This is a genomic window from Micromonospora sp. MH33 (assembly GCF_003013775.1).
In the GTDB taxonomy this organism is placed as follows: Bacteria; Actinomycetota; Actinomycetes; order Mycobacteriales; family Micromonosporaceae; genus Micromonospora; species Micromonospora fulviviridis.
Genome location: NZ_MUYZ01000209.1, coordinates 1 through 12,439, shown reverse-complemented (window position 1 = coordinate 12,439; position 12,439 = coordinate 1). Strand labels below are relative to the sequence as shown.

Annotated in this window: 8 protein-coding genes and 1 pseudogene; 5 read left to right on the top strand and 4 right to left on the bottom strand. The window is 73.8% G+C overall.

What is annotated here, in order from left to right; genetic code table 11:
* The first annotated feature begins 398 nt into the window (after positions 1-398).
* From B0E53_RS25570 to B0E53_RS25555, 4 genes are all read left to right on the top strand, one after another.
* On the top strand, positions 399-1,721 hold the full coding sequence (locus tag B0E53_RS25570; RefSeq protein WP_107078374.1) for a ribonuclease D: 1,323 nt from the start codon (positions 399-401) through the stop codon (positions 1,719-1,721).
* A gap of 231 nt (positions 1,722-1,952) precedes the next feature.
* Complete coding sequence (locus tag B0E53_RS25565) at positions 1,953-3,176, top strand: thiolase family protein (RefSeq protein ID WP_107078373.1); 1,224 nt, start codon at positions 1,953-1,955, stop codon at positions 3,174-3,176.
* Positions 3,173-5,239, top strand: coding sequence for a 3-hydroxyacyl-CoA dehydrogenase NAD-binding domain-containing protein (locus B0E53_RS25560; protein ID WP_107078372.1), 2,067 nt, complete (start codon positions 3,173-3,175; stop codon positions 5,237-5,239). Before B0E53_RS25565 ends, B0E53_RS25560 begins: the two co-directional genes overlap by 4 nt.
* Positions 5,240-5,562: 323 nt before the next feature.
* Positions 5,563-6,441, top strand: a complete 879-nt coding sequence (locus B0E53_RS25555; protein WP_107078371.1) for a hypothetical protein — start codon at positions 5,563-5,565, stop codon at positions 6,439-6,441.
* Positions 6,442-6,505: 64 nt separating this feature from the next.
* Here the strand turns inward: B0E53_RS25555 and B0E53_RS25550 are convergent, their stop codons facing one another.
* The 4 genes from B0E53_RS25550 to B0E53_RS25535 form a co-directional block, all read right to left on the bottom strand.
* Positions 6,506-6,892 (bottom strand): VOC family protein, encoded by a 387-nt coding sequence (locus tag B0E53_RS25550; RefSeq protein ID WP_091311755.1) that lies wholly within the window; start codon positions 6,890-6,892, stop codon positions 6,506-6,508.
* A 206-nt stretch (positions 6,893-7,098) separates the two neighbouring features.
* Positions 7,099-9,639 (bottom strand): malectin domain-containing carbohydrate-binding protein, encoded by a 2,541-nt coding sequence (locus tag B0E53_RS25545; RefSeq protein WP_107078370.1) that lies wholly within the window; start codon positions 9,637-9,639, stop codon positions 7,099-7,101.
* 258 nt (positions 9,640-9,897) lie between these two features.
* Entirely contained in the window at positions 9,898-11,058 is a 1,161-nt protein-coding gene (locus tag B0E53_RS25540) for a HAMP domain-containing sensor histidine kinase (protein WP_210406204.1), read from the bottom strand.
* A complete protein-coding gene (locus B0E53_RS25535; protein WP_107078369.1) occupies positions 11,055-11,723 on the bottom strand; it encodes a response regulator transcription factor in 669 nt (222 codons plus the stop codon). Before B0E53_RS25535 ends, B0E53_RS25540 begins: the two co-directional genes overlap by 4 nt.
* A gap of 158 nt (positions 11,724-11,881) precedes the next feature.
* Between B0E53_RS25535 and B0E53_RS25530 the strand changes: the two are divergent.
* Positions 11,882-12,439 (top strand): annotated as a pseudogene (locus tag B0E53_RS25530) (peptidase C39 family protein); the annotation flags it as partial.

Genomic DNA, 12,439 nt, shown 5'->3' with positions numbered 1-12,439 from the left:
GTCGGTGCGGTGGGGTAGCCGGCCGGCTGGCCGGGAACCGCGGCGTGGCCGGTCGGCGGGACGATGCGCGGCGGCAGGGGCCCCGGCCGGTCGGCCCCGGCCCGCCCCTGGTCGGCCGTCTCGTCGCCGCCCTGCCCCGGCACGCCGTCACCAGCCCCGTAAGCGCCCGTCATGATCGCCTTGTCCTCCCCCGTGACCGCCCCACCGACCGCCGACAGCCTTCGAGGCCGTCCGCGGCTCGATGGACCGTACCTGCGTGAACGGGGTTTGTCTTCCCCGATGTCCGACCCTGCCATCCCGGCGCAACCCGACCCTGGCACGCCATCTCCCGGACATCCCGCCGACACGCGCCCGACCGGCTGCGCACACCGGATCGCCCGGCGCACTAGGGTTGTCAGGTGACCGACGAACCACCCCTGCGCCGTCGGGCCGCCGAAAGCCGTACGGAAGAGGCCTCGCCGCATCCGTCGTCGGCCGCGCCGGAGCCGGCGGACGCGGGGACCGAACCCACCGCCGGCGGCCCTGTCCCGCTGACCGCCCCTCGCGAGGGGACACCCGCGCCGGTGGCCGCCCCGAGCGCGCTCGACGAGGTCGTGGCGCGTTTCGCGGCCGGCACCGGCCCGGTGGCCCTGGACGCCGAGCGCGCCTCCGGCTACCGCTACAGCCAGCGCGCCTACCTGGTGCAGCTGCGCCGGGCGGGCTCCGGTACGGCGCTGATCGACCCGCTGCCGCTGCCCGACCTTTCGGCTCTCGACGAGGCGATCGCCGAGGCCGAGTGGGTGCTGCACGCCGCCAGCCAGGATCTCGCCTGCCTCGCCGAGCTGGGGCTGCGCCCGCGCCGGCTGTTCGACACCGAGCTGGCCGCCCGGCTGGCCGGCTTCGAGCGGGTGGGCCTGGCCGCGCTGACCGAGCAGCTGCTCGGCTACAGCCTGGAGAAGCACCACTCCGCGGCGGACTGGTCGAGCCGGCCGCTGCCGGAGTCCTGGCTGACGTACGCGGCGCTGGACGTGGAGCTGCTGGTGGACCTGCGCGACGTGCTCGACGAGGAGCTGGACAAGCAGGGCAAGTCGGCGTGGGCGGCGGAGGAGTTCGCCGCGCTGGTGCGCAACGGCGCCCGCCCGCCCCGGGTGCGCGCCGAGCCGTGGCGCCGCACCTCGGGCATCCACCGGGTGCGCGGCGCGCGGGCGCAGGCCCGGGTCCGCTCCCTGTGGTACGCGCGGGACCAGATCGCCGCGCGGCGGGACGCCGCCCCGGGCCGGGTGCTGCCGGACTCGGCCATCGTGGCCGCCGCCGAGCTGGACCCGAAGGACGAGAAGACCCTGCTCACCCTTCCCGGTTTCGGTGGCCGCTCGGTGCGCCGGCTGGCGCGTACCTGGTTGGCGGCCCTGGACGAGGCGCGCCAGCTGCCGGACGACGCCCTGCCGGTGACCCCGGTGGTGGAGGGGCCGCCCCCGCCGCACCGGTGGGCGGAGCGGGACCCGGTGGCCGCCGGCCGGCTGGCCCGCTGCCGGGAGGTGGTCGTCGGCACCGCCGCCGCCCACAACCTCCCCGCGGAGAACCTGATCGCCCCGGACTACGTCCGCCGCCTGGCCTGGCAGCCCCCCGAGGAGATCACCGACGACACGGTCGCGGAGACCCTGCGCACCCTCGGCGCGAGGGAGTGGCAGCTCAGCCTCCTCCTCCCCGCCCTGACCCAGGCCCTCGACCTGCCCGCGTCCTGACCGTCTCCTGGTTGATCAAGAAGTTTGCGTCGGCAGGACGGCGGTTCCCGGGCGCAAACTTCTTGGTCAGCAGAAGCGGCCGGTGTGGGGTTGGCCACACGGGGGGTGGTGTCGGCGTTGGTTACTGGCGAGTAGCATCCGGGGAAACGCCAGTGCCGGCCGACCCTCGTTCGGTCCGTAGCGCCGCTCGGCGGCGCGGAGGCCGAATCATGGTCGAAGAGGAGGCTCCAAGTGCCCCGTGAAGTTCGGGATGTCGTCTTCGTCGACGGCGTCCGCACCCCGTTCGGCAAGGCGGGTGGCATGTACGCCAACACCCGCGCCGACGACCTGGTGATCCGCTGCATCCGCGAGCTGATGCGGCGCAACCCGCAGCTGCCGCCGGAGAAGGTGGAGGAGGTCGCCATCGCGGCCACCACCCAGATCGGCGACCAGGGCCTGACCATCGGCCGCACCGCCGCCCTGCTGGCCGGCCTGCCCAAGACGGTGCCCGGCTTCGCCATCGACCGGATGTGCGCCGGCGCCATGACCGCCGTCACCACCGTGGCCAGCGGCATCGCCGTGGGCGCCTACGACGTCGCCATCGCCGGCGGCGTCGAGCACATGGGCCGCCACCCGATGGGCGAGGGCGTCGACCCCAACCCGCGGATCATCGCGGAGAAGCTGGTCGACCCGTCCGCGCTGGTCATGGGCGCGACCGCGGAGAACCTGCACGACCGGGTCCCGCACATCACCAAGGAGCGCACCGACGCGTTCGCGCTCGCCTCGCAGCAGAAGACCGCCAAGGCGTACGCCAACGGCAAGCTCCAGGGCGACCTGGTGCCGGTGGCGATCCGCGACCCGGAGGCCGGCTGGGGCCTGGCCACCACTGACGAGGCTCCCCGGGAGACCTCGCTGGCGAAGCTCGCCACCCTCAAGACCCCGTTCCGCCCGCACGGGAAGGTCACCGCGGGCAACGCGGCCGGCCTGAACGACGGCGCCACGGCCGCGCTGCTGGTCGCCGAGGAGACCGCCCGCGAGCTGGGCCTGCCGATCGGCATGCGGCTGGTGTCGTACGGCTTCGTCGGCGTCGAGCCCGAGGTGATGGGTGTCGGCCCCATCCCGTCGACCGAGAAGGCGCTGCGCATCGCCGGCCTGAGCATCGACGACATCGGCCTGTTCGAGCTGAACGAGGCGTTCGCCGTGCAGGTGCTGGCCTTCCTCGACCACTTCGGCATCGCCGACGACGACCCGCGGGTCAACCCGTGGGGCGGCGCGATCGCCATCGGTCACCCGCTCGCCTCGTCCGGCGTCCGGCTGATGACCCAGCTCGCCCGGCAGTTCGCCGAGCACCCCGAGGTCCGCTACGGCCTCACCGCCATGTGCATCGGCATCGGCATGGGCGGCACCGTGATCTGGGAGAACCCACACTGGACGGAGCCCAGCACGTCCGCGCAGGGGAAGGGCGACAACAAGTGAGCGCGCTCGCCGCACCGAACGAGGTCGTCACCAAGGCGCTGCTGCGCCAGGTGAACGTACCGGGGCTGGACCGCCCGGCCGCCCTCATCACCCTGGACAACGGCTTCGACCACACCAAGCCGAACAGCTTCGGCCCGGGCGGCCTGACCAGCCTGGACGAGGCGATCACCGCGGCCCTGGCGGCGAACCCGGCGTTCATCGCGGTCACCGGCAAGCCGTACATCTTCTGCGTGGGCGCGGACATCACCAGCCTGCCGGCGCTGGAGAACCGCGAGCAGGCGCTGGAGATCGGCCGGCTCGGCCACCGGGTCTTCGCCCGGCTCAAGGACAGCGAGGTCCCGACCTTCGCCTTCGTCAACGGCGCGGCGATGGGCGGCGGCCTGGAGCTGGCCCTGCACTGCCACTACCGGACCCTGTCGGCGGGCGCGGCGGCCCTGGCGCTGCCCGAGGTCTCGCTCGGCCTGGTCCCCGGCTGGGGCGGCACCCAGCTGCTGCCGAACCTGATCGGCATCCCGGCGGCGACCCAGGTGATCCTGCAGAACCCGCTGATGCAGAACAAGATGCTCAAGCCGAAGCAGGCGGCCGAGATGGGCATCGCGGACGTGCTGCTGGAGCCCGCCGACTTCCTGGAGCGGTCCCTGGAGTGGGCGGCCGGCGTCGTCTCCGGCACGGTCACCGTGACCCGGCCCGAGGTCGACAAGGACATGTGGGCGGGCGTTCTCTACTTCGCCCGGCAGACCCTCGACCAGCGGCTGCACGGGGCGGTCCCGGCCGCGTACAAGGCGCTGGACCTGCTGGAGACCGCGAAGGACGCGGACTTCGCCGCCGGCACCGCGGCCGAGGACGAGGCCCTGGCCGACCTGGTCTTCTCCGAGGAGCTGCGCAGCGGCCTGTACGCCTTCGACCTGGTGCAGCGGCGGGCCAAGCGGCCGGCCGGCGCGCCGGACAAGGGCCTGGCCCGCCCGGTCACCAAGGTAGGCATCGTGGGCGCCGGCCTGATGGCCAGCCAGCTCGCCCTGCTCTTCGCCCGCCGCCTCCAGGTGCCGGTCGTCATGACCGACCTGGACCAGTCCCGGGTGGACAAGGGCGTCGGCTACGTGCACACCCAGATCGAGAAGGCCGTCAGCAAGGGCCGGATGGACAAGGGCACCGCCGCCCGGCTGTACGGCCTGGTCAGCGGCTCGGTCGACAAGTCCGTCTTCGCCGACGCCGACTTCGTCATCGAGGCGGTCTTCGAGGACCTGACCGTCAAGAAGCAGGTCTGGGCCGAGCTGGAGAAGATCGTCAAGCCGGAGGCGGTGCTCGCCACCAACACCTCCAGCCTGTCGATCACCGAGATGGCCGCCGACCTGGAGCACCCGGAGCGGGTGGTGGGCTTCCACTTCTTCAACCCGGTCGCCGTGCTGCCGCTGCTGGAGATCGTCCGCGGCGAGCGGACCGACGACGCCACGCTGGCCACCGCGTTCGCGGTCGGCAAGCAGCTCAAGAAGTCCAGCGTGCTGGTCAAGGACGCCCCGGCGTTCGTGGTCAACCGGCTGCTGACCCGCTTCCTCGGCACCGTCTTCGCCGCCGTCGACCAGGGCACCCCGCTGGACGTGGCGAACAGCGCGCTGGACCCGCTGGGCCTGCCGATGCGCCCGCTCGCCCTGCTCCAGCTGGTCGGCCCGGCCGTGGCGTACCACGTGGGCGGCACCCTGCACGCCGCCTTCCCGGACCGGTTCGGTGTCAGCGAGAACCTCAAGCGGATCGCCGACTCGGGCCAGCCGATCGTGGTCGACGACCAGGTCAACGAGGACGTCGCCAAGCTGCTCGTGGTCGGCGACCAGCCGCTCACCGCCGAGCAGGTCCGGCAGAACGCGCTGGACGCGCTGGCCGAGGAGATCCGGCTCATGCTCGACGAGGGGGTCGTCGCCGAGGCGCAGGACATCGACCTGTGCATGATCCTCGGCGCCGGCTGGCCGTTCCACCTGGGCGGCGTCACGCCGTACCTGGACCGGACCGGCACCTCCGAGGGGGTCACCGGCCGCCGGTTCCTGCCCCGCGGGGTCGCCAGCCTGCGGTGACAACTCCAGCCCGGCGCGTCTGACGCCGCGCCGCGACCTGGAGCCGTCAGCTGACCCCACCGCACGCCCCACCCTGATCGCGGTGGCCGATCGTCCCTCCCGGACGGTCCGGCCACCGCGATCGGCGTTTCCACCCCGAACCGGTCACGACGGGCCGCCGGGTCGTCACCGGCCGGACACCCTGCGCTCACCGCCGGAACACCGCCCGGCCGGCCCGGTCACGACCCGGTTCCGGTTTCGTCACGTGGGCAGCGGCCGGACAATGCGGTGTCGGTGTCGCTCGCTACGATCACGCGTCCGGATTTCTTACAGGAGCTGACACCATGTCCCAGCCGCCGTCCAGTCCCTACCCCGGTTCCTACCCCCCGCCGCAGCAGCAGCCCGGCGGCTACCAGCCGCCGCAGCAGCCGCAGTACGGCGGTGGCTACCCGCCGGCTCCGCAGCAGCAGCCGCAGTACGGCGGCGGCTACCCGGAGACCAGCCAGCCCGGCCAGCAGTACGGCGGCGGCTACCCGGAGACCAGCCAGCAGTACGGCCAGCAGCCCGGCCAGCAGTACGGCGGCGGCTATGTCGAGACCGGCCAGCCCGGCTACGGCGCCCCGGCCCCGCTGCCGCCGAAGAAGAAGTCGAGCGCCGGCAAGATCGTGCTGATCGTGCTGGCCGTCGTGCTGGTGCTCTGCGTGGGCGGTGGCGCCATCGCCTTCTTCGCCACCAAGGACAAGGTCGGTGAGGTGGTCACGGCCACCAAGACCCGCCTGGTCGAGCCCCCCACGCTGGCCGGCCGGCCGAAGGTCTCCGAGCCGCAGCTCCAGCAGGCCGCCACGCAGATGAAGTCGGAGATCGCCAAGGACGTCCCGAACGCCACCAGCACGGTCGGCGCCTTCTACGGCGAGCCGGAGAAGAAGGACCTGGTCATGATCGCCGGCGCGTCCGGTGTCATCGCCGACCCGAAGAAGGAGATGGCGGACGCCATCACGGCGATCACCCCGGAGCTGGGCGCCAAGGAGTTCAAGACGGTCGACGCCGGCCCGCTGGGCGGCGACGCCAAGTGCGGCGACGGCAAGACCGAGGACATCCCGGTGGCCGTCTGCATCTGGGCCGACAGGGGCAGCCTGGGCATGGTGGTGGTCTACTTCAAGTCCGCGGCCGAGATCCAGTCGGAGTTCGTCACCATGCGCGGCGAGATCGAGAAGCAGGGCTGAGCCCTCGCAGACCCGGTGGACCGGGCCCCCGCCCTGCGGCGGGGGCCCGGTCCCGTATCACCGGTCAGGCCGAGGCGGCCCGCTCGGCCGGGCTGCGGCAGACGCAGAACTCGTTGCCCTCGGGGTCGGCGAGCACCACCCAGCCGGTGCCGTCCGGCCTGCGGCGGTCGGCGACCAGGCTGGCTCCGAGGTCGCGCAGCCGCGCCACCTCCTCGTCCCGGGTTCCCTCGGCCGCGTGCACGTCGAGGTGGAACGCGCCCTTGCCGTGCCGCTCCCCCACCGAGACGAAGAGCAGGTCGGGGCCGTGGCCGTCGGGCGCGGCGAGGACGGCCTCCGGGTCGCCCGGGTGGTCGTCGTCGTTCAGCTTCCGGTCGAGCACCCGGGCCCACCAGCTGGCCAGGGCGTACGGGTCGTCGGTCTCGACGGTGACGCAGTGGATCTGTGCACTCACGGTGCTTCCTCCTGGATCGGAGTGCGCCCCGCGGGAGTGAAGAGAAGGTCAGCGGGGGTCGCGGGGCGCGGAACGGTTCACGGTGAACATCGACCACACCCCCTTCCACACGTCGGGCTGACGGAGACGATCATGTCACCACCCGGGGGCGGAGACAAGGCCGGCCCGGCCCCGCGAGGCGGGACCGGGCCGGTAGAAAACCCGGGTCACGGGCCGACGAAGACCGCCTTCGCCCGCCAGTCGACGCCGTCCACCGCCGGGCCGCTGCGCACGGTGAACGCCGCGACCGGCGCACCGCCCGCCCAGTCCGTGGCCGACAGCTCGCCCGTGCTGCGGTTGACCTTGTAGAGGGTGTTGCCGGTCAGGAAGACCGACCCGGCGTCGGCGAAGCCGCTCGCCCCGGCGACGGTGAACTTCTCCGCGCCCACCACGCCGCTGTCCGGGGTGAACCAGCGCCAGAACAGGCCGCCCTGCCCGGCGAGCGTGTAGTAGAGCCGGCCGCCGCTGTAGAACATGCCGCTGACGTTGGGGATCTCGGGATAGAAGTTGTTCGTCACGCCGGCGTACGTCTGGCCGGCCGGGCCGGAGTCCGTCACCACCGCGTCCCAGTAGGCGTCGTGGTACGGGTCGACCGGCGACGCGGCGCCGAAGGTGGACCCGTTGAAGGTGCGCCGCCACAGCGACCCGTTCATCCCGTAGAAGAGCGTGCCGCCGACCCAGAACGCGCCCCGCGCGGTGGACCACGCGGTGCCGTCCGGGGCCGCCACCGGGCTGGCCGCGCCGACCGCGGCGACCCCGTCGTACGAGCGGACCTGCACCTCGTCGCCGGTGCCGGTGGGCGGGGCGCCGGTCTTGACGATCTCGATGCCGTCGACCAGCGGGTTCTCCACCACGTGCCGGAAGTCGACGTCGATCGAGCCGTCGCTGACCACGGTGAACGACCGCATGGTGCCCACGTTGTGCCCGACGCTGGCGGAGAGGTCCAGGTCGTCCAGGACGGTCGTCCCCTCCAGAGCCACGTCGAAGACCCGGGAACCGGCCGCGGCGGTGCCGTCGTACCGGTTGGCCAGGTAGAGCCGGACCTGGACCTCGGTGCCCGCGGGCACCGGGAACTGCCAGCTCATCTCCGGGTCGCCGGCGGGGTCCCAGCGCTCGTCGCTGTAGAGCGCGGCCGGCGTGCCGGCCGGCACGGTGGCGTCCACGGCGCCCACCGGCGCGAAGCCGGCGGTGCTGCTGCCGGCGTTGTGGTAGGGGCTGGGGTTGCCGCCGTCGTCGGCCGCCCAGTCCGGTCCGCTGTCCGTCGAGGCGACCAGCGGGCCACCGGCGTTGACCCGGTGCAGCACGTTCGTGGGCGCCGGGACACCGGCCTGGTACACGTTCCCCGGGAGGGTGGCCGTGGTGGTCGGGTGCGGCGCCGTGCCGCCGGCCAGCGGGAAGAACGCGATCCGCTCCCGCCGGTACTGGAAGTTGCCGATCCACGAGGTGTCCGAGCCGACCCAGAGGCCGGCCGGGGTGACCAGCAGCTCGGAGGCGCCGATGCCGCGCGGGTGCCGGCCCGGGTTCCAGGACAGTGGCAGGCCGGTGCGCGGGTCGAGGGCCGCGATGCTGGCCCGGCCGACCGCGCCGGCCTGGGCGGAGTCGCCGCCGAAGCTGTTGTTCAGCCAGCGGAAGTGGCCACCGACGTAGACCGCCTGCTCGCTGATGCCGACGGAGAGGTAGGTGTCGCCGCCGGTGTAGTCGACCCAGGTCGGCTGGAGGTCCGCGCCGGTGGCGCCGGCCTCCCAGCGGGCGGCGGCGTCGCAGAGCGTGCCGCCGTTCGGCGCGCCGGTGGTCACCACCACGAAGTAGCTGCCGTCCGGGGCGAACGCGATGTCCCGCATGTACGAGTCGAACGCCCACCAGGCGCAGCGCGGGGTGTACCGGCTGGTGTTCCAGTCGGCCACGGTGGCCGTGGTGGCGCCCAGGTCCAGCTTCACGATCTGGTCGTGCGGCACCCCGTCGGCCTTCTTGAAGTTGCCGATCACGACGAGCTTCGTGCCGTCCGGGGAGACGGCCAGCTTGTCGGCCCCGACGCCGGCGTTCGCGCCGCTGACCCCGTCGTAGTTGTGGTGCTCGGTGAGCGTGGTGGTGAGATAGCTGTCCACCGCCCCGGTGCTCGCGTTGAGCGAGGCGAGGCCGCCGCGCGGGTTGGGGTTGCCGGCCGTGGTGAAGATGCCACCGACCAGCAGCCGGCCGCCGACCAGGGCGACGTCGTTCACCAGCCCGTTGAACGCCGGACCGGCGAAGCTGGTGACCACCGCGCCGGTGGCGACGTTGAGCAGGGCGACCTTGCGCCGGGTGACCCCGTTGACGGTGTTGAACTTGCCGGCCACGAAGACCGTCCCGGCGGTGGGTCCGGCGACCACCGCGTACACCTCGTTGTCGACGGTCGGCGCGAAGGCGGTGTCCACCGTGCCGGTGGCCTTGTCGAAGGCCAGCAGGTAGTTGCGGGTGATGTCGACATCGGACCCGCGGTTCTGCACCCGGGTGAACGAGCCGGCCACGATGATCTTCGTGCCGGCGTCGTGGATCGCGTCGACCGTGCCGTTCATGATGTCCGGCGAGGCGGTGGAGGGCGTCGCCCTGACCAGCGTGCTGTGGTCGGGCGCGGCGCCGGCGGGACCGGCCGGGGCCAGCCCGGCGGCGGTGAGCGCGACGGCGGCGAGGGCCACGAGGACACGGCGCCCGAGGGCCGAGGGGTGGGTCACTGGCAGCTCCGGAGGATGGTGCGGACAGGCGTGTCGCAGCACTCACCCTGGGCCACCCGTCACGCGCCGTCCAGCACCGGCCACGCTTTCTGCCCGACCACCGCGCCGCTCCCGCCCGACCACCCGGGGCGGGCGGACGGGACAGCCGGGCCGGCCGCACGAACAGGTGGCCGCCGATGGTGGTTCGGCGGGCGGCGGCCGTCAGGTCGGCGGCGCGGCGCGTACCGTCGGACGGCCGCGCGGACGCCGATCGGCCCCTCAGGTGGCCGTGGGGGCGTCGGCCGACGGCAGGGTGACGGTCACCTCCAGGCCGCCGCCCGGTTGGGCGACCGCCTTCACGGTGCCGCCGTGCGCGTCGCAGACCGCGCGCACGATGGACAGTCCGAGGCCGGAGCCGCGGGCGCCGGTGCGTTCCTGCCCGCCGCGCCGGAACGGCTCGAACAACCCCGGCACGTCGGCGGGGGCGACCTCGAAGCCGGTGTTGCCGACCACCAGCCAGGACCGCTGCCCGTCGGCACCGGTCCGCACCCAGAGCCGGCCGTGCAGGTGGTTGTAGCGGACCGCGTTCTCCACCAGGTTGCCGGCGAGCCGGTCGAGCAGGCCCGGGTCGCCGACCACCGGGGCGGGCCGCAGCGAGGTGTGCACCTTCAGGCCGATCCGCTCGACCTCGCGGGCCATCGCGGAGAGCGCGTTGGCGGTGCCCACGGCGAGGTCGAACTCGGTGCGGCGGGCCAGCCGGCCGCCCGTCTGGGCCTCGCTGCGGGCCAGCACCAGCAGCGCGTCGACCAGCCCGTTGGCGCGTTCCGAGGCGTCCCGGACCACGCTGGCCATCCGGCGGTACTCGGCGAGGTCGGCCTCGTCGTCGCTGAGCGTCACGTCGATCTCGGTACGCATCACCGCGAGCGGGGTCCGCAGCTCGTGCGAGGCGTTGGCCACGAACCGCTTCTGCGCCTCGAACGCGGCGCTGATCCGGTCCAGCATGGCGTCGAAGGTCTCGGCCAGCTCGGCCACCTCGTCGTTCGCGCCGGACCAGCCGATCCGCTCGTCCAGGGTGGTCTCGCCGAGCCGGCGGGCGGTGGCGGTGACCTGGTGCAGCGGGCGCAGCGCCCGGCCGGCCACCGCGTACGCGCCGGCGACCCCGACCATGCTGATCGCCACCAGCGCCACGAGGCCCTTGACCAGCAGTTCCCGCGAGGCGGCGTCGATCAGTTGCCGCTGCCACTGCCCGGCGTCGAGGGTGCGGCCGTCGGCGAGCGCCACCGTGCTGCCGGGCAGCAGCTCGTCGGTGGGGCGCAGCGCGTCCCGGACCAGCAGCCAGGCCAGCAGCACCAGGATCGCCCCGGCCCCGACCAGCAGTACCCCGTTGAGCAGGGTGAGCCGCAGCCGCAGCGTGGGCCGCAACCTGGTACGCCCGGTCATGCGGGAACCTCGCCGATCCGGTAGCCCGCGCCGACCACCGTCTCGATGAGCGGCGGGTCGCCGAGCTTCTTGCGCAGCGTCATCACGGTGACCCGGACGATGGTGGTGAACGGGTCGGTGTTCGCGTCCCAGACCCGCTCCAGCAGCTCCTCGCTGGAGACCACCGCGCCGCGCGCCTTGATCAGCTCGGCCAGCACACCGAACTCCTTGTTGGTCAGGTCGACCGGCTCGCCCCGGCGACTGACCACCCGGCGGGCCGGGTCGAGCACCAGGTCGGCCACCTCCAGCACCGGCGGGGCGGCCGGGGTGGCCCGCCGGCCCAGCGCCTGCACCCGGGCGACCAGCTCGTCGAAGGCGAACGGCTTGGGCAGGTAGTCGTCGGCGCCGAGCTGCAACCCCTCCACCCGGTCGGCGACCGTGCCGCTGGCGGTCAGCATCAGCACCCGGGTCAGCGCCCCGGAGGCGACCAGGTCGGCGCAGATCCGGTCGCCGTGCACGCCGGGCAGGTCCCGGTCCAGGATCACCACGTCGTAGCGGGTGACGAAGGCGGCCTCGTGCCCGGCGTCGCCGTCGTAGGCGACGTCGACCGCCATCCCGCGCTTGCGCAGCCCGCGCGCGATCGCGTCGGCGAGGTTCCGCTCGTCCTCGACCACCAGTACCCGCATCCCGGCCTCCCGCCTCGTGACCTCCCACAACCTAGTGCGGGCCGCCAAGCCTCCCGCGCCCGCCGTCGTTGCAAAAAACCTTCGGGTACGCGATGCTCGCCGGCAGCGAGCGACAACCGCCCGGCCACCGGCCCGGGTCCGAGCCGACGGGAGCCCGCATGACCGCTGTCGACCCCGGCCGGGACGTGACGTACCACCGCTTCCGCTTCCCGGCGGACCTGCACCTGGGCACCGCCGACGGGGTGGCCGCCGGCCCGGACGGGCTGGTGCTCGCCGCGCCGGCCGACCGGGTGGAGCACACCGACCCGCACTCCGGCGACACGTCCGGGTACGACGCGGCGACCTGGACCTCCCCCGTGGTGCCGGTCGGCTTCGCCGCCGCCGAACTGGTCCCCTCCTGGACCGCCGACGCGCCGCCCGGCTGCTGGCTGCGGGTGGAGTTGCGCGGCTGGGCCGGGGACGCCGCCACCACCGGCTGGTACGAGCTGGGCCGGTGGGCCGCCGACGACACCACCATCCACCGCTCCTCGGTGCCCGGCCAGGCGGACGGCGCGGCCCGGGTCGCGGCCGACACGCTGCTCGTGACGGGCGCGACGGTCACCGGCTGGCAGGTCCGGGTCACCCTGCTGCGCCGCCCCGACGCCCCGGCCGGCCCGGTGCTGCGCACGCTCGGCGTGGTCGCCTCGGCCGGCGACACCCCCGGCCCGCCAGCCACC

Bases quoted from the DNA above. Each gene is read 5' to 3' on its own strand.
- B0E53_RS25535 (WP_107078369.1), bottom strand. From the start codon at position 11,723: ATGCGGGTACTGGTGGTCGAGGACGAGCGGAACCTCGCCGACGCGATC.
- B0E53_RS25555 (WP_107078371.1), top strand. From the start codon at position 5,563: ATGTCCCAGCCGCCGTCCAGTCCCTACCCCGGTTCCTACCCCCCGCCG.
- B0E53_RS25540 (WP_210406204.1), bottom strand. From the start codon at position 11,058: ATGACCGGGCGTACCAGGTTGCGGCCCACGCTGCGGCTGCGGCTCACC.